13 protein-coding genes are annotated in these 17,696 nt (G+C 66.8%); 6 read left to right on the top strand and 7 right to left on the bottom strand.

Going from position 1 to position 17,696, the window contains the following annotated elements:
- Positions 1-62: 62 nt before the first annotated feature.
- The 4 genes from BQ7391_RS02830 to BQ7391_RS02815 all read right to left on the bottom strand — a co-directional run bounded on the left by BQ7391_RS02830 (position 63) and on the right by BQ7391_RS02815 (position 6,035).
- A complete protein-coding gene (locus tag BQ7391_RS02830) occupies positions 63-824 on the bottom strand; it encodes an N-acetylmannosamine-6-phosphate 2-epimerase (RefSeq protein ID WP_075279213.1) in 762 nt (253 codons plus the stop codon).
- Positions 825-891: 67 nt separating this feature from the next.
- The gene (locus tag BQ7391_RS02825; protein WP_075279212.1) at positions 892-3,684 is read right to left on the bottom strand and encodes a GH36-type glycosyl hydrolase domain-containing protein; all 2,793 of its coding nucleotides are present in this window, start codon (positions 3,682-3,684) and stop codon (positions 892-894) included.
- 82 nt (positions 3,685-3,766) lie between these two features.
- Positions 3,767-5,155, bottom strand: coding sequence for a PTS transporter subunit EIIC (locus tag BQ7391_RS02820; RefSeq protein WP_075279211.1), 1,389 nt, complete (start codon positions 5,153-5,155; stop codon positions 3,767-3,769).
- Between the two features lie 145 nt (positions 5,156-5,300).
- Positions 5,301-6,035, bottom strand: coding sequence for an N-acyl homoserine lactonase family protein (locus BQ7391_RS02815; protein WP_075279210.1), 735 nt, complete (start codon positions 6,033-6,035; stop codon positions 5,301-5,303).
- A 166-nt stretch (positions 6,036-6,201) separates the two neighbouring features.
- Between BQ7391_RS02815 and BQ7391_RS02810 the strand changes: the two genes are divergently transcribed.
- Genes BQ7391_RS02810 through BQ7391_RS02790 form a run of 5 tightly spaced genes read left to right on the top strand, consistent with a single transcriptional unit; the run spans position 6,202 to position 11,245 of the window.
- Positions 6,202-7,458 (top strand): MFS transporter, encoded by a 1,257-nt coding sequence (locus BQ7391_RS02810; RefSeq protein ID WP_075279209.1) that lies wholly within the window; start codon positions 6,202-6,204, stop codon positions 7,456-7,458.
- Positions 7,455-9,344 (top strand): BglG family transcription antiterminator, encoded by a 1,890-nt coding sequence (locus BQ7391_RS02805; protein ID WP_075279208.1) that lies wholly within the window; start codon positions 7,455-7,457, stop codon positions 9,342-9,344. Before BQ7391_RS02810 ends, BQ7391_RS02805 begins: the two co-directional genes overlap by 4 nt.
- On the top strand, positions 9,341-9,709 hold the full coding sequence (locus tag BQ7391_RS02800; protein WP_075279207.1) for a PTS lactose/cellobiose transporter subunit IIA: 369 nt from the start codon (positions 9,341-9,343) through the stop codon (positions 9,707-9,709). Before BQ7391_RS02805 ends, BQ7391_RS02800 begins: the two co-directional genes overlap by 4 nt.
- A complete protein-coding gene (locus tag BQ7391_RS02795) occupies positions 9,706-10,026 on the top strand; it encodes a PTS sugar transporter subunit IIB (protein ID WP_075279206.1) in 321 nt (106 codons plus the stop codon). Before BQ7391_RS02800 ends, BQ7391_RS02795 begins: the two co-directional genes overlap by 4 nt.
- Positions 10,019-11,245 (top strand): PTS sugar transporter subunit IIC, encoded by a 1,227-nt coding sequence (locus BQ7391_RS02790; RefSeq protein ID WP_075279205.1) that lies wholly within the window; start codon positions 10,019-10,021, stop codon positions 11,243-11,245. The genes BQ7391_RS02795 and BQ7391_RS02790 overlap by 8 nt, the downstream gene beginning before the upstream one ends.
- A gap of 40 nt (positions 11,246-11,285) precedes the next feature.
- Here the strand turns inward: BQ7391_RS02790 and ispD are convergent, their stop codons facing one another.
- The 3 genes from ispD to BQ7391_RS02775 form a co-directional block, all read right to left on the bottom strand.
- The gene (gene ispD / locus BQ7391_RS02785; RefSeq protein WP_083662060.1) at positions 11,286-12,056 is read right to left on the bottom strand and encodes a 2-C-methyl-D-erythritol 4-phosphate cytidylyltransferase; all 771 of its coding nucleotides are present in this window, start codon (positions 12,054-12,056) and stop codon (positions 11,286-11,288) included.
- A complete protein-coding gene (gene disA, locus BQ7391_RS02780) occupies positions 12,056-13,135 on the bottom strand; it encodes a DNA integrity scanning diadenylate cyclase DisA (protein ID WP_075279204.1) in 1,080 nt (359 codons plus the stop codon). Before disA ends, ispD begins: the two co-directional genes overlap by 1 nt.
- Before the next feature lie 129 nt (positions 13,136-13,264).
- Positions 13,265-15,844 carry an ATP-dependent Clp protease ATP-binding subunit gene (locus BQ7391_RS02775; RefSeq protein WP_075279203.1) on the bottom strand — a complete coding sequence of 860 codons (2,580 nt, stop codon included), beginning with the start codon at positions 15,842-15,844 and terminating at the stop codon, positions 13,265-13,267.
- A gap of 605 nt (positions 15,845-16,449) precedes the next feature.
- Between BQ7391_RS02775 and BQ7391_RS02770 the strand changes: the two genes are divergently transcribed.
- The gene (locus BQ7391_RS02770; protein ID WP_075279202.1) at positions 16,450-17,556 is read left to right on the top strand and encodes a hypothetical protein; all 1,107 of its coding nucleotides are present in this window, start codon (positions 16,450-16,452) and stop codon (positions 17,554-17,556) included.
- Positions 17,557-17,696 lie beyond the last annotated feature (140 nt).

Below are 17,696 nucleotides of genomic sequence, written 5' to 3'. Positions count from 1 at the left end.
CTTTCAAGACGACGCGCCTCGTGGGTGACGCTCCGCGGACCGGCGCGCCGCCCGTCCGCCCGCTAGGCGTGCTGCTCGTGCTTTGCCTTCTCGACGTCGCGCCAGTTGTGCTGGTATCCGCTGAGGAGGTCAACGAAGCGCTTCGCCGTGTAGTGCGGCCGCGTGATCGCCGAACCCACCACGACCGCGTGGGCACCGAGGAAGACGCATCGCATCGCGTCGTCGGGAGTGTAGATGTGCCCCTCCATCATGACGTAGGCGTCATCCCCGAGCTCCCTGCAGAACTGGGCGAACATGCGATAGTCGGCGCCCTCGATGTTGCTGGTAGCCGCCGTGTAGCCATAGAGCGTGGGCGCGACGATGTCGGCCCCGTTCGCGACGGCACGCCGAGCCTCCTCGACGTTGGACACGTCGGCGAAGGTAATCATGTCGGGGTACTTCTCCTTGGCCTTGGGCAGGAGGTCCCAGGCGACGGTTCCCTCATGGGTCCTCTGCGCCGTGCAGTCCAGGGCGATGATGTCCGCGCCGGCCTCGACCAGGGCGTCGACCTCGCGCATGGTAGGCGTGATAAAGACGTCGGTGTCGTCGTGCCAGATCTTCCAGAGGCCGATGACCGGGAGCTTGACGTGCTTCTTAATGTCGCGAATCTGGTCGGGGGAGTTGGCCCTGATGCCCACGGCGCCCGCCCACTCCGCGCACTCCGCGAACTTGGTGGACATCCCAGGCGTGTAGATGGGCTCATCGGGCTGCGTCTGGCAGCTGACGATAAGGCCTCCCTTCATGGGCTCAATGAGCTCTGCCGCCCTCTTGCTGACGTTTCTCATATGCGACTCCTCTCGTTGCTTCGTTGTGGGCGCCCAACTCCGGGGAAGCCCCTTGCTCCGGCAGCCGTCAGCTGAGCCTCCAGACGAGGTCGTCATCAGCCGTGCCGACGAAGGACACCTCGCCCCCCTCGACCCTCACGGGACGCTCCTCGCCGTTGACCACGAGCCGCTCGAAGCTCCTCCCCATGCCGGAGACGTCGACCGTGACCCGGTACTCGCCGGAACAGACCGGCCGGTAGTGCCCCCCGATCCCCTCCTCGTCCTGCTCGTAGCCGATGAGGTTCGACCAGATCCGATACCGCTCCTTGGGAAGCGCCGGGGAGATCCTGACGCCCTCTGCCGTGAAGGCGGGCCGCAGGAATCTGATGGCGTCATAGAGGGGCCAGGCGTGCGGGTGGACGCACCCCACGGGGAAGTTGATGGCATCGGGCCGGTCGAAGGGCTCGGGATGGCCCTCGAGATAGGCGCGCTTGTTCTCGAGAACGCCGTCGCGGAAGCGCGTGTACCCGGGGAACTCCCCCAGGAACGAGGTGTAGTTGTCGTCCGCGCTCCAGATGCCGAACCAGATGTCAGGATACTTGTCGGCATGGTTGGCCAGGCTGTTCTTCTTGTACTCCTTATAAGCGAGGTCTCGGTCGTAGGGAACCATTCCCCAGATGAGGGGTCCGTTGAGCGACCACCAGACCCAACCGTCGTTGACGGGCTCGTCGAAGTCGGGGGCGACGCGCTGCTTTGCAGCGCCGATGGGCGAGGGGTCCATGACCAGCTCGCGCATGTTGTCGATGAGCGTGTGCGCCCGGTCGTCGGGCAGGGTGCGCGACACGAGCGTCCAGGGCTGGCCCTCCATGAAGAACTCGTCCCTGTCACCCACGAAGCCGTAGTTCTCGCTCACCCAGATGCGCTGCACCCATCGGCCGTTCCAGACGCTGTTTATGGCCTTCTTGAGGCCGTCGCTATACGAGCGGACCTCGTTTTCCATCGGGTCACCGATCTCATGGAGCAGGTCGGCGAACACCTCCGTGCAATAGGCTCCCAGCGACGAGGTGAAGAGGCTCTCGCCGATGCGCGAGGCGTCCCGGGCGTCCTCGGGCGGGACGGGACGGCCCTTCTTGTGGTGGAGCGCGCGCGACCAGTCGTTCCAGAGGGTGCGCACGAGACCGTGCCTGCCCACGCCCACCTCGTCGCGGGTGTAGCGGAACAGGAGCTTCAGGATGTCGAGCACCTTCCTGGGCTCGTTGTTGAGCGAGAAGTACCCCGTCTTGACCTCGTCGAGGTACCCGAGGTCCTTGGTCGCGAGCACGTACTCGGACACGACCCACAGAGGCCACAGCTCCTGGTCGTCGTAGCGCTGCTCCATGGGCGGCCGACCGTCCTCACGGGGCTCCCCCACCGAGGCGCCGGCCGCGTTGGACATGACGTAGTGCGGCGGGAGGCCGTCGGTGTTGCGGGGATCATCGACGAGGACACCGTCGCCCGTTATCCCGCCGAAGATCATGCCCGTGCTGTCGACCATACGCAACTCGTAGTCGATGAGCTCTCTCGCAAGCCCCGGGTCGCTGTAGATGAGCGGCATGAGGTGCTGCGCCACGTCGCGCACGAACACCTGGTTTCCGACTATGTACTGGTAGTTGCACCCCTGGTTGAGGATGTGGCCGCCAAGGGCACGATCATAGGTGACGCACGAGCGGAGGAAGTAGTTGTGCCAGGCGAGCTCGCGCGTGAGCCAGCCGTCCTCGTCGCCCTCCGGGAGCTCGATCGTGGTCTGCCCCTTCGACCAGAGGTCGAGCGTGCGCGCGAATGTCTCGTCGACGTGGCCACGGTACTTGGCCACCAGGGCATCCAGGTCCACGTTCTCGGGCAGGTACCCCACGAGAAAGCTGATCTCAGCCGTCTGCCCGGGGGCAATCTCGAGCTCGCTGACGGCGATGAGGGAGTCGGGGTCGCCCTCATCGACGTCCGAGTCGACGCCCGTCGGACGCAGCAGGTCCCTGTTGGCGAAGAAGGAGGCCGAGGCATGACGCATCGAGAGGGAGGAGTCCCCGTCGAGCTTCACGAGGAACAGGGAGGGAGGGGTCAGGTCCTCGAAGTTGTTGCGGTCGCCCACCCGCGGGCAGATGAGCCCGTTCACCTCGTCAATCGAGGCAATGCCGTGCTCCTCGTCCCTCTCGGGGTAGCGATACCCGTCGAAGCGCAGGTCGAGCCTCGCCCCGTCCTCTCGCCCCCGGAAGTGCCGCGAGAAGTTCCGCCCGAACTCGCGGCGGAAGTAGTAGTGGTAGTCGGGCCGCGCGGACGTGTAGTAGGTGTACTTGAGGGGGCGGTAGCTCATCTGGTACTGCTCGGTGCCCCAGTACTCGAACCAGCGCCCTCGCACGACGTGGTCGGTGTTGTTGGTCACGCGGACCCTCGAGACGAGCGCGGGGTCGTCGCCATAGGGCGCGAAAACGGTCTGCTCGACCCCGAGGCGCCCGTCGGAGACCCGCTTGGTGAAGTAGCCGCACCCGAAGATGCGCTCGAAGTCCTCCTGCTCCTGATAGAACGTCGAGAGGCAGCTCTCGTCGTCCCTGAAGTAGCCGAACCCTCCCGCATACTGGCGGCGCTCGGGGTCCCAGTCGTTGACGAACTTGGGGCCGCCCTCGTCCTGGCGAATCTTCACGTACCCGAAGTTGTAGGTGAGCCCTATGATGCGGTCGTTTCCAATCTGGCTCCAGTGGTTCCGATAGTCGCCCCACACGGAGTCCTTGTTGACGAGCGGCAGCTCCTCGGGGAGCTGGTACTGGTCACAGGTATAGCGATACGCCGGGAGGCCCGCCTCGTCGCTGAACCACGTGCCAAACGACCCGGAGCCGAATTCTCTGTCCATCTCTTCCCTTTCAAGGTCTGGTGCCTGTCGCGTCGTGAGGGTGGGCTCCGCCACGAGGGGGCGCGCGACGGAGCCCGGTGCGCTACTCTGCGTACTTGTCGGAGGCGCCGAGGAGGAACGAGACCACGAACGAGACCACGAGGGTGATGAGCACCGCGATGCAGATGTGGACGATGTTCATCGGGTAGTCGCTCGTGATGTACTGGACGATTCCGAAGATGCCGAGGTTGCCGAGGACCATGCAGCGGACGTTCATGAGGCCCACGTACAGGCCGCCGACCGCACCTCCGATGAGCGCCGCGTAGAGCGGGCGCTTGAGACGAAGCTCGGTGCCGTAGAGGGCGGGCTCGGTGATGCCCAGGATGCAGGAGAGGCCCGTGGAGGCAGCGATGGATCGCGTGTTCTTGTTGGCGGTCCTCACCGCGACGCCGAGCGTCGCCCCGCCCTGGGCGATGTTGGAGAGGAACATGCCCGGATAGATGGTCGCGTCGTACCCGAACGCGGCGAAGTTGGTGTAGATGATCGGCGTCATCGCGTGGTGGGTGCCCGTCATGACGAGGATGGGCGTCAGCCCGCCCGCGATCATCGGGAGCAGCCACGGGGCAACGGCGTAGATGGCGTTGACGGCGTAGGAGAGCACGGAGCTCACGTACTCGCCAATCGGGCCAAAGACGAGCAGCTCAAAGGGAGCGATGACAAGAACCGTGAGGAAGGGGACGAAGACGGACTTCAGCACGGATGGGGTAATCTTGTTGATGAGCTTCTCCACGTACTTCTGGAAGAAGATCGTCAGGAAGATGGGCACGACCGTCTGGTTGTAGTTGAGGAGGGGGACGTCGAGACCGAAGAAGTCGATGGGCTCGCCAGCGGCGACAATGAGGCGCCAGTTGTTATGCAACAGGACGCCCGCGAGCACCATGGCGACCGCCTGGTTGCATCCCAGCTGCTTGGCCACCGAGTTTGCCAGGATGATGGGGATGAAGTAGAAGCCCGAGTCGGCGACGAAGTTCAGGATCTGCATGGTCCCGAGCTCGGCGGGCACCCCCGCGATCGTCGCGATTGAGTAGACGACCTTGAGCATGCCCGCTGCCACGAGGGCCGGAATCATCGGGATGAAGCAGTTGGAGATGAAGTCGATGACTCGACCGAAGACGCTCTCCTTCTTCTCGCCGAGGCCGGCATCCTGCGCCGCCGCGTCGGGGTCGTCGACCTTGGCATCCTCGCCGATGCCCGTGATGAGCGCCACCTCGTTGTAGACGTTGGTCGCCTCACCTCCCACGACCACCTGGTACTGGCCTCCCTTGATCACGATGCCGAAGACGCCCGGGAGAGCCTTGATGGCGTCCTGGTCGATCTTCGACTCGTCGAAGACGCGGAAACGGACGCGGGTCTGACAGTGCATCAGCTCCTTGATGTTCTCCTTCCCACCGAATAGTTCGACGAGCCTTCCTGCCAGCTCTTGGTTGGTCATGAGAAGTCCTTTCGAAGTGCCTCCAGTCACAGTCGTCCGCGGAGAGGGCCCGTCCCCGCGCTATCTGAGTCCGATGCTATGGCGCGCGCCGGCCGCCATCCATCAGCGAAACTACCGCTAGGAAACGGTAGGGTCCGCTCCGCGCCTACTCGTAGGGCACCGGCGCGAGGCGCATCCGTGAGAACTGCTCGGAATCGTGACCGAACATCACGAAGGCGCCGCTCCGCCCGGCGATGCCGCGTAGGCGCTCGACCGAGCGCAGGGTCTCGGACGCGTCCCGGTAGAGCCCCGGAAGACGTGCGGGCGGCCCGAAGTTGCGTGCCGTGTAGCAGGCGTCCGAGGTCACCAGCATCGGACGCTCGAGGTCGAGGAGCATCGCCTGCAGCCCCTCGGTGTGACCCGGGGCCGGGATGAGCCTGATGCCGGGCAGGATCTCGCGCTCCCCGTCGATCACGCGCCAGCGGACGGCTCCCGAGATCTCCTCCCTCCGATAGATCGAGCCCGGTGTCCCCGCCGCCACCTCGGCCTGGGCGACCTCCAGCTCGCGGCGCTGGACGACGACGTCGGCGTCAGGAAACAGGTCCAGGTTGCCCGCGTGGTCGTGGTGCAGGTGCGAGAGAATGACGAGCCGCACGTGCTCGGGACTGACCCCGCACAGCGCGAGCTGCTCGACGAGCCGCTCCCGACCCGACGACCCGTCCTCGCAGGTCCGCTCTCCCGTGTCGAAGAGGACCAGTCCCTCGGGATGCTCGATGAGCATCGCCCAGCAGGGGATGACCGTCTTTGCTCCCCCGCTCCCCGGGCCGTCCGGCCTCACCAGCGCATCCGTGTCAACGGTCATGTCGCAGATTCTCAGCACCCGCGCCCTGATGCCTCTCATTGCCCCTCCCTTGGCCTCGTCGGTTCCACAGGGCCATTCTCCGAGGCGCGCGGCTCCGCACAATTCAATGCTTTACCGCTTGCGAGAGGTAGTTTTCCGATTGGACCGCCCGGGACGGCGCGCCTATCGTTGATTGAGGAAGGCGTTCCCGAGACGAGGAGGTACCGTGCCCGGAAAGTCCCACGTGCTCCTCGTCGTCGCGCTCTGCGGGATGTTCGCCTCCGCGGTCGGTCTCTGCATCAACTCCGTCGGCGCCTTCTACACCCCGATGGCCGAGGGGCTTCAGGCGCTGCGAGGGGACGTCGCCCTCCACACGACCATCTCGAACGCCGTGTCGGCTCTCGTCTCCCTCTTCGCCGTCAGGGTTCACCGTCGCCTGGGCTTCAGGAGGACCCTCGCCTGCGCGACGGCACTCGCGGTCGCGCCCACGGTGGCCATGGCGGGCGCGGGGTCGGTCGCCGAGCTGTATGCCCTCGGAGCGATTCGCGGCGTGGGCACCGGGCTCTTTGGGATGGTCGTCATCACCGTCATGGTGAACAACTGGTTCAACGAGCGGCAAGGGACGGTCACGGGCCTTGTCTTCGGGGTGGGCGGCACCGCGGGCGCGCTCTTCTCGCCCCTTCTCTCCGCCCTCATCGCGGCCCTGGGATGGCGTCCCACGACGGCGCTCATGGGGTGCCTCATGCTCGTGCTCAACCTTCCCGCGCTGATCTGCCGCATCGAGATCGAGCCCGGCACGGTGGGCCGCGCCCCCTACGGAACCGCACGCGCCGCGACGGGCCAGGGAGGCTCCCTTCCCCGGTCGCGCGTTCCCGCCGTCGTCGCGACCCTCACCGCCATCAGCCTGCTGCACTCCTGCCTCACCGGCATTCCCCAGCACTTCATCGGATACGCGGAGACCCTGCGGCTGGGGGCGACCACGGGCTCGCTCATGGTGTCGGCCGCCCTTCTCTCTGACATCGCCTTCAAGCTCTCGGCCGGCTCGATCAGCGACCGTGTGGGGCCCTGGGCCACCATCGTCGCGCTGATCCTCGTCAACGCCGCGTCGATTGGCATGCTGATGACCCTCAGGGGGCCCGTCGCCCTCATCGCGAGCGCCGCGCTCTTTGGGTCGGTCTACTCGGTCACGGGCGTCTGCCTCTCGACGCTCTCCCAGCGGCTGCTGAGCCGAGGCGACTACGAGAGGTGGTTCCCCGTGGTGTCCGCGGCGTGCGTCCTCGGGTCCGCCCTCTCGCTGTCGGTCGTGGGCTACCTCTATGACTTCACGGGCACCTACCTCACCGCCCTTTTTGCGGCGCTGGGCGTCCATCTGGTCGACCTCGCCCTTCTCGGGCTGATATGGTTGGCTTGTCCGACGCCGGGGGGCTCTCGCCGCCCGACGGGGCGGCGGCTCGGGAGCGCGGAAGGGGGCGACATCCCATGAGACAAGAGCAAACCCGCCTGCTCATGCGGCGCATCCGCGAGGGGGAGTACGTCACCGCGCGGGAGCTCGCCGGTGAGCTCGGGCTCTCCGAGAAGACGACCCGCGCGCGACTCGCGGAGCTCAGCTCCTCCCTCCGGGCCCATGGCGCGCGAATCGAGGCGAAGCACGGGGCGGGCTACACCCTCGTGGTCGAGGACCGCGACGACTACGAGAGGTTCGTGGCCTCCGTGGGAAGGGAGGACGCCCGGCCACGCGCCCAGCTGCCCCAGACCTCCGAGGACCGCGTGCGCTACATCCTGAGGCGGCTCATCGAGTCGGGCGACGCCTACCTCTCCACCGACAGCGTTGCCCAGCAGATCTTCGCCTCCAAGCAGACCGTCTACCAGGACCTCGCCGAGGTCGAGCGCATCCTCGTCTCCGAGCGCCTCAGCCTGGAGCGCCGCCCGGGCTACGGAATCAGGGCGAGGGGCCCGGAGCTGTCGGTCCGCTCACTGATGGTGGACCACCTGCTCGACGACAGCTTCGACGAGACGTACCTCAAGATCAGACGCTTCCTCCACTCCGTGGTCGCCTTTACGGGCTACCACACGACCGACAACAGCTTCAACGAAATCTGCCTCTACATCTATGCCATGCTTCAGCGCCTGGGGGAGGGCCACCCGATCGACGGCGACAGCCTGCCTTCCGCGGACTCCGAGACCGTCAGGGACGCCGCCTCGAGCCTCGCGACGATGCTCGAGGGCTTCCTGGGGAGGCCCCTGCCCCTCCTGGAGAAGCGCTACCTCGAGGTCATCCTCCTGAGCAAGAGGAGCACCGCGTCCGACCAGGGCATCGTCGTCCCCTCCGACATCCTCAAGCTCGCGGCGGACATGATCGCGAGCGTCGAGGCCACCTTCGGCCTCGACATTGCCCACGACCTCGACTTCCTGATGATGCTCTCGCGCCACCTCGCCCTTCTCGCCAACCGCGTGGCCCTGGGCATCCAGGAGGGGAACCCCATGCTCCCCGACATCAAGCGAAACTTCGGGCTCGCGTGGACCGTTGCCTCACAGGCCTGTGGGGTGGCCGAGCGGCACTTTGGCGCGCGCCTCACCGAGGACGAGGTGGGGTTCGTTGCGCTCATCTTCGACATGCCCATCGAGCAGCGCCGAATCGAGCGGCGCAAGAAGTCGATCATCCTCGTGTGCGCAACGGGGACCTCCAGCTCCCAGCTCCTCAAGTACCGCTTCAACGCCGCCTTCGGCAACCTCATCTCGACGCTGCACGTAACCAGCCTCCAGGGTCTGCGCAGCCTCAACATCGCCGAGTACGACTACATCTTCACCACCACGCCGATCAGGGAGAAGATGCCCATACCCGTCGTGGAGGTCGGCTACTTCCTCGAGTCCGCGGACATGAGCGGCGTCAGGCAGCTCTTCGCCTCGAGCGACCTCCCCGACCCCGAGGGGTTCTTCCGCGAGGACCTCTTCATCCCCCACGTCCGCGCAGAGGACAAGGCCGGGGCCCTACGGGTGATGTGCGAGCGGGTGGAGAGTCGCGTCAAGATCGACGGGGACCTCTACGACCTCGTTCTTCAACGCGAGGCCCTCGCGAACACGAGCTACGGAAACCTGGCGGCGATCCCTCACCCGCGCAAGATCGCGAGCGAGGAGTCGCTCTGCTGCGTGGGGATCCTCGACCGACCGATTCCCTGGGGGGCGGGCCACGACGTGCAGGTGATCTTCCTGATCTCCGTGGGAAGACGCTCCAGACACCGCCTCGACTACTTCTACCAGATGCTCGCCCGCTTTCTCTTTGACTCCAAGAGCGTGCGCCATCTCATCAAACGACGCGACTACGCCCAGCTTGCATCGACCATGAAGACCATCGGTGAGGACATCTCATGAAGACAGACGTCGAAGTTGACACCCAGCCCGCGGACGACGCGCACCCCGAATGCATAGAGCTCATCCTCCACGCCGGGAGCGCCCGCGCCGCCTTCTCGCGGGCGATCGAACGGGCGCGCCACCAGGACTTCGTCCGCGCGCACGTCCTGATGGACGAGGGTCGGGGGGAGCTCGCCCTCGCCTCGGCGGCCCAGACCAAGATCCTCGCGTCGAGCGTCCGGGGGACCGCCCATCTCGACCTCATCCTGGTCCATGCCCAGGACCACCTCATGATGGCGAAGGGGCTCGAGCCGCAGGCGGAGGAGCTCGTGAACATCTATGAGCTCCTCTCGACCGTGGGCGCCCGCGAAGGGGGGAGCGCATGAAGGTGGTGCTCTACTGCGAGTGTGGCGTCACGACCAGCCTGCTCGTAAGTCGGATGAGAAGATACGCCGACCCTGATGACATCGTCGAGTCCTATGGGATGGACGACGTCGCCGATACCATCCGGAAGTTCGACGTGGTTCTCGTGGGGCCGCAGATCAGGCACAAGCTCGACGAGATCTCGCGCCTTGCCTCCGCCGCGGGTGCCCGCTGCGGGCTCATCAGCATGCGGGTGTACGGGACCATGGATGGCGAGGCGGTCATGAGGCAGGCGCGGGAGCTCATGGAGGACCGCCCGAGGAGTGAGGGATGTGAGTAACCGGCTGCTCGCCAGTCTCGAGAAGCTCGCCCGGAGTCTCGGCAACGAGCGGCACCTCGCCTCGATCAGGACGGCCTTCATGAGGGCCATCCCCCTCTTCGTGATCAACGGCATCGCCACGTTCCTCAGGTCCGCTCTGGTCAGCCTGGAGGTCGGCGGAGGGGCCGGCGAGGTCATCGCCTTCGTCATCGCCGCGCTCGACCGGGCGATCAACGGCTCGCTGGGCATCATCTCGATCCTTCTTGCCCTGCTCATCCCACACAGTCTCGCGACCCGCATGGGCTACGAGCGCCCCATCGTCGTGTCCATCGTCTCAGTCGCGTCATTCTTCGTCGCCGTTCCTCCCGACGAGATGGGCTCGCTGGTCGGAACCACGGGGATCACGCTCGCAATCATCGTGTCGATAGCCTCGGCGGAGCTGTTCATGCGCCTCGCGAAGCTCCGGGGGCTCGCCATCAACCTGGGGGACGGCGTCCCCTCCGAGATCTCGGACTCGTTCCGCATCATGGCGGCGACGGGATTGACGGCGACCTTGTTCGCCGTCGTGATGGAGCTCGTTCGCTCTCTCACGGGATATGGCCTCAACGACCTGCTCCTGCACGTCATCCAGGAGCCGCTCGCGGGCATGACCGCCACGCTCCCCGGGGCGGTCTTCGCCATAGCCCTGCAGAACCTCCTGTTTCTGTGCGGCATCCACCCCGGCTCGGTAATCACCCCGGTGTTCGGCCCCATCTTCCTCGCCGCGCTGGACTCGGGGCAGATTGTCAACACGACCTTCAACAACGCCTACGCGCAGATCGGGGGGACCGGCTGCACGATCGGGATCGTCCTCTCCCTGCTGATCCTTGCCCGTCGCGGCGACCATCGCGGACTCGCGACGCTAAGCCTGCCCCTCGCCGCCTTCAACGTCAACGAACCGATCGTCTTTGGCCTGCCGTGCGTATTCAACCCGATTCTTGCCGTCCCGTTTGTGCTCACGGGCGCACTGAACCTATGCGTGGCCTATTTCGCGACGCTGCTCGGACTCGTTGCCCCCATGACGCACTACGTGGTCTGGTCAATGCCCTCACCGCTGATTGCCCTCATAGGCAGCGGAGGGGACTGGCGTCACCTCATCCTGAGCGCAACGCTCATCGCCCTTGACACGCTCGCGTACCTGCCGTTTGTGATGGCACATCTCAGGGCGGAGGAGACAGGCCCGAAGACCACGCGGGAGTAGCGACCCCCAGCCCGAGACAACGGGGGCAGGCTCATTTGTCTCAACCGAGCAGGCGCCGTTCGAGCGTTGCCTCCGCGAGCGCGAGATCCTCGGGGAGCGTGACCTTGAGGTTGTCGCGCGTGGATTCCACCACGCGCACGCGCCCGCCCAGGCGCTCGACGAGGGACGCGTCGTCGGTGCCCTGATAGCCCTCGTGCTCGGCAGCCTTGTGAGCGGACCAAAGCGCGCGACGCGTAAACACCTGCGGCGTCTGCGCGGCCCAGTAGAAGGAGCGATCCGGCGTGGCCACGATCGTGTTGCCCTCCACGAGCTTGAGCGTGTCCACCGAGCGCGTGGCAAGGATGGCACCAGCCAGCGATGCGTCGGTGCGCACCGCCGCACAAACCTCCTCGATCTGCGCGACCTCCACAAGCGGGCGCGCCGCGTCGTGCACGGCGACGAGGGGCAGGTCGGGCGGGGCGGCGTCCAGGCCGGAGCGCACCGAGGCCTGGCGGGTGGCGCCCGAGGGCGCCAGCGCCACGGGCTTGGTGAGCGAGAGCGAGGCGAGAACATCCCCCTCGACCTGGTCGGCGTGGTCGGGGGCGCACACGACCACGATCCGCCCCACGGAGGGCGCGCGGTCGAACGCCATGATCGACCAGCACATGAGCGGGAGGCCGCAGAGGTCCACGAACTGCTTGCCGCGCGGGTCGCCAAAGCGCTCGCCGGTGCCGCCCGCCACGATGACGGCGCAGGTGTCCGCGCCCGACTCGGACGCGCCCACGAGGCTCGGCTCCGCGCAGGCGCACGGCATCGGGACGTCGGGGCCCATCACTCGCCCTTCCCCCACATGCGGTGCAGGCTGCTGGCGAGGATGTCGGGGTTCTTCACGCCAATCTCGCCGAGGCGCTGCGGGTCGTCGTCGACGGCCTCGAGGATCTCCTGGAGCGACCCGTACTCGTCGACGATCTTGTCGGCCATGCCGTCCCGCACCACGGGGACGCGCGAGAGCGTGCGCAGCCCGAGCGGCGTCATGATGGAGTCCTCGCCGCGCTCGTCCCCGTAGCCGAGGATCTTGGCCACGAGCTTGGCGGAGCGCAGCTGCGCGTTGACGGTGTCGTGGAGGCGCTTGCGGATGGTGCGCGCGGCCTCGTCGGACGAGTCGACCGCATAGTCGCGAATCATGAGCGTGTAGGCCTCGTCCACGCCCGAGAGGTACTCCTCGCGCTGCATCTGGGCGATCTTGCCCTCGCTTCCGAGCTGGACGATGCACTTGTCGAGCTCGGAGCCCGCGGACATGAGCACCTCGAAGAGGTAGAAGATGTCCGTGAGGTCGCCGAGCGTGACGCAGTCGTCGAGCTCGAGGCTCGTGAGGCGCAGCAGGCTCCGGTCAAGCTGCGAGCGCGTGTTCTGCATCGCCACGGTGAGCTGGTTGCCCAGGACGAAGAGGTCGCGCACGCTCTTGATCTGGAAGCCCTTGCCGTCCACGTAGACGTTCACGACGGAACGGCGCGAGGACACCGAGATGACCGTCGCCTTGGTGAGAAGGCTCATCCGCGCGGCGGTGCGGTGGCGCGTGCCCGTCTCGGAGGTGGGCAGCGACGGGTCGGGGTTCAGGTGGTAGTTGGCGCGCAGGATCTTGGTGATATCGCGGTCGATGACCACGGCGCCGTCCATCTTGCAGAGCTCGAAGAGGCGGTTGGCCGTGAACGAGACGTCGAGCTTGAAGCCATCGTCACCGGCGGCGAGCACGTTCTCGGTGTCACCAACGCAGATGAGCGCCCCGAGGTGGCCGGCGAGGATCATGTCGAGCGCGACCCTGAGGGGCGTGCCGGGGGCGGTGTTCCTGATGGCGTCCTGCAGGCGCTGCTCGCGCTCCGCGACACCCGTGCTCAGCTTGGATGCGTCCATGGGCGGCCCCTTCGTGTGTGCCGGCCCCCAACGGGCCGGCCCGTCTTCTCATCCCTCAGTATACGGCCTCCGCGGCAATGGTCGTGAGAGGGGGCGGAGCGGCGACAGCCCCTCCGCCCCCTCTTTGCGCTAGTCGGACGCCAGGAGGCTCCCTCCGCTCGCCCTCGGGGCTGACGGCTCCGGGAGCGACGCGAGGTCGGGAGACGCCATGTGCTCGCGACGACGCGGCGCGGGAATCTCGCCGGTCGCGTGCTCGAAGACGAGCCGCCCGTCCTTCTCGTCCACGCGGATGATCTCCCCGCGGTGCCAGAGGTTCTGCAGCAGCTCCTCGGAGAGCGGGTCCTCGATGAGCGTCTGGATGGCGCGGCGGAGCGGCCGCGCGCCATACACCGGGTCGGCGCCCTCCTTTGCCACGAGGTCGCGCGCCGCGTCCGTGAGCTCGATGGACATGCCCTGGGCGATGAGGCGGTCGCGCAGGTCGGCCACCATGAGCTCCACGATGCCGCGCAGCTGCTCGGGCGTGAGGGACTTGAAGACCACGACCTCGTCCACGCGGTTGAGGAACTCCGGACGGAAGTGCTTCTTGAGCTCGGACATCACGCGGCTCGTGATCTCCTTGTCGGAGAGGCCGCCCGCACCCTGCGCGGAGAAGCCCATCGTGGTGGTCTGCGCGATGTCGCGCGCTCCGATGTTGGACGTCATGATGATGACGGTGTTGGAGAAGTCCACGTGACGGCCCTGACCGTCCGTGAGGCGCCCCTCCTCCAGGATCTGGAGAAGAACGTTGAAGACGTCGGGGTGCGCCTTCTCCACCTCGTCGAAGAGCACGACGGAATAGGGACGACGGCGCACGGCCTTGGTGAGCTCGCCGCCCTCGTCGTAGCCCACGTATCCCGGAGGGGCGCCGACGAGCTTGGAGACGGTGTGCTTCTCCATGAACTCCGACATGTCAAAGCTGATGAGCGCCTCCTCGGAGCCGAAGAGGAACTCGGCGAGCGCCTTGGCGAGCTCGGTCTTGCCCACGCCCGAGGGGCCGAGGAAGATGAACGAGCCGCCGGGACGGCGCGGATCCTTGAGGGGACTGCGGCTCCGCCGGATGGCCTTGGCGACCTTGGTCACGGCCTCGTCCTGGCCCACGACGCGCTCGTGGAGCACGTCCTCGCAGCGCAGGAGCTTGGAGGCCTCGGCCTCGGTAAGGCTCGAGACGGGCACGCCGGTCATCGTGGAGACCACGTCGGCGATGTCGTCCTCGTCGACGGTCACCACGTTGGCGGCCAGCTCCTCGCGCCACTTGGCCTCGAGCTCGTCGCGGCGGGCCACGAGCGCCTTCTCCTCGTCGCGCAGGCGAGCCGCCTCCTCAAACTCCTGGGCCGCGGCCGCGGCGGACTTCTCGTCGCGCACGCGCGCGAGGTCGGCGTCGGTCTGGGCGATCTCGGGCGGCAGCGCCATCTTGTGCACGCGCGTACGGGCGCCCGCCTCGTCGAGCACGTCGATGGCCTTGTCGGGGAGGAAGCGATCCTGCACGTAGCGGCTCGAGAGGGTCACGGCAGCCTTCATGGCAGCGTCCGTGTAGCGGACGTGGTGGTGCTTCTCGTAGCGCTCCTTCAGGCCCTCGATGATCTTGATCGCATCCTCGGGGCTCGGCTCGCCGATATTCACCGGCTGGAAGCGCCGCTCGAAGGCGGAGTCCTTCTCCACGTGCTTGCGGTACTCCTCGGCCGTGGTGGCACCGATGACCTGAATCTCGCCACGCGAGAGGGGCGGCTTCAAGATGGAGGCCGCGTCGATGGAGCCCTCCGCCGAGCCCGCGCCGATCACGGTGTGGATCTCGTCGATGAAGAGGATGTCCTCCTTGGAGTCCTGAAGCTCCCTCACGACCTTCTTCATGCGCTCCTCGAACTCGCCGCGGTACTTGGAGCCGGCGACGAGGCTCGCGAGGTCGAGCGTCCAGATCTGCTTGCCGCGCAGGATGTCCGGCACGTTGCCGCCGGCGATGAGCTGCGCGAGCCCCTCGACGATGGCGGTCTTGCCCACGCCCGGGTCGCCCAGGATGAGCGGATTGTTCTTCTGGCGACGCGCGAGGACCTGCATGACGCGCTCGATCTCGCGGTCGCGGCCGATCACCGGGTCAAGACGGTCATCCGCGGCAAGCTTGGTGAGGTTGCGCCCGTACTGCTCCAGAACCGAGCCCTCCTCCCCCTGCTGCTGCGGGCCGGGCCCGCCGAAGCCGGCCATCCGCACGTCGGCGGTGGCGGGCTGGGCGCCCTCGGAAGACTTCGAGGCGAGCTCGTTCACGGCATTGCGCACCGCATCGGCAGAGACGCCCATCTGGCGCAGGGCGTCCATCGCTCGGCCGTTGCCCTCGGACACGATGCCGAGCAGCAGGTGCTCGGTCGAGATGTACATCTGGCCGTGGGTCATCGTCTCGCGGTACGCCCCCTCGAGCACGCGCTTCGCGCGCGGCGTGAAGGGAATGTGGCCGCCGGGCACGGGCTCGGTCTCGCTGGGCGTGAGGTCGCGCACCGTGGAGAGCGCCTCGTCATAGGTGACGTCGAGCTTGGCGAGCGCCTGGGCCGCTACGCCCTCGCCCTCCTTGATGAGGGCCAGAAGCAGGTGCTCGGTGCCAACGTACATCTGGCCGAGGCCGCGCGCCTCCTCCTGCGCGAGGCTCATCACCTTGCGCGCCTTGTCGGTAAACTTCTCAAACATAGAGGGTTCCCTCCCATGGTCGTTTCACGGTTATAGTTTGTACCCACCACACGCCCAGCGCAAACGCGATAAGCGACGCGACGTTCTTCTCGTGATGTTGACGCGTGCTGCGGGGGTGCCCGCCGCGCGTTTCCGCTGGGCACTCTTGCGGCGCGTCCCCGCCGGGGCACTCCCCGCCAGGGCACTCGCGAGTGCGGTCAAATCGCGGCCCCCAAACGGGCACTCGCGGAGATTACCCCACATATTGCCCGCACTCACGTGAAATATGTCGCGAGTGCGGCCGCACTTGAAGAGGGGGCTTGCGGGGTGCGGCCGCACTTGGGGAGCGGCCACGGGAGGGGAGCTTGCGGAGGGCATCCGCAGGAGGGCGCTAAAGGGCGGCTTGCCCTCACCCGCACCCGTGTAGGGATTTTGCGATGCAGCAGCGTCCCGCCCGAAACGGGCATCATCGACGCACCGTTTCTCCCAGAGCCGCTGCCTGCCCTTCTGCCGCGTGATCAGCCCACCTCGTCAGAGTGGCGCGCGAGCGCGGAGAGGAGTATGCGAGCACCCCGGAACCCCGCACTCGCTATGCTGGGCCACCCCCTGCGACCGGAGGTGTGCCCATGAACGTTTTTCTTGCCGGGACCGACTCGCTCAAGCTCACCCGTCTCGCCCGCGCCAGCCCCGACCTGGCCCTCGAGCCCGCGGGAAACGCGCACCGCGAGCTCGCGCCAGGAATCCTTGACGTTCCTGCGCTGAGGCTCGCCCTTCCGGAGGAGGTGATTCCGGTGCAGCCGGGCACGCCCCTCAGCCTCACGTTTTTCTCGCGAGGCAATCGCAGCGGGGCGCATGGCGTCCGGTCTCGCGCGCTGCTCGCGGACCTTCCCGAGAACACGTTTCTCGAGGTGCTTCGGACGTCGGGCGAGCCATGGCCGTGCGCGGGAAGTGAGCCGCTGCGCCTCTTTGTCGAATCGGCTGGGCTCAGCCTCGTACGAGTTGAGCAGCAGCTCAGCCGGCAGGTGGAGCTCGGGGCGCTCACCAGCGCCGCGGCGTTCTACCGTCTGTTGACATTCCCCATGGAGGCATGCGGCTCATACGCCCGCGACCCCGTCGACCCCGCGCACGGCCCTTGCGCCTTCGAGCTCCCGCCCATCGCAACGCCCGAGGGCATCATCGCGTTTCTTGAGGAGGCGCGCGGCATCAGGGGCATCAAGCGCGCCAGAAGGGCAGCCGCGCTCGTGCAGTCTGGTGCCGGGTCGCCGGAGGAGACGCTGCTCTCGTTTGCCTACAAACTGCCCGCACGGATGGGCGGCGTCGAATTTCCGCCCTTTCAGGAGAATGTCCCCATCGAATGGCCCCCAGAAGTGCTCGGCCTCGTCGAGCACAGGCAGATGCGCCCGGACTTTCACTGGAGCGGGCAGCGCACGGCCTCGGAGTACAACGGCAAGGACCACATTAGCGAGAAGGGATTTGAGGAGGACCAGAGGCGCATCCGCGACTACCAGGCATGCGGAATCTCCGTGTTTCCCGCCAGCTACAAGAACGTGAGAACAATCCAGGCCCTCGACGCCTACCTTGCCCTCATCGCTCACTCCCTTGCGCGCACGGAGGGCCCCGCGTTTGAGCGCAGAGTTCGGAAGACGCTCAGCAACCCAGACGCCCGACAGGCGCGCATTGTCCTTCTGAGCCAGATGCTACCCGCCGTCCCAAGCGAGAAGCCTACGTGGTAGACCGGGAGGCGTAGGGGCGCCGCGCCTAGGTGCGCCCGCAAGCACCCTCCAGAAGTGCGGCCGCACTCGCGCACCCTCCAGAAGTGCGGCCGCACTCGCGACGATAAGAACGCGAATGCGGCCAAACCCCGGCAGACATT

The organism is Thermophilibacter provencensis (assembly GCF_900128445.1).
Classification (GTDB): Bacteria; Actinomycetota; Coriobacteriia; order Coriobacteriales; family Atopobiaceae; genus Thermophilibacter; species Thermophilibacter provencensis.
Note: the sequence above shows the minus strand (reverse complement) of the source record. Positions and strands in the feature narration are given on the sequence as shown.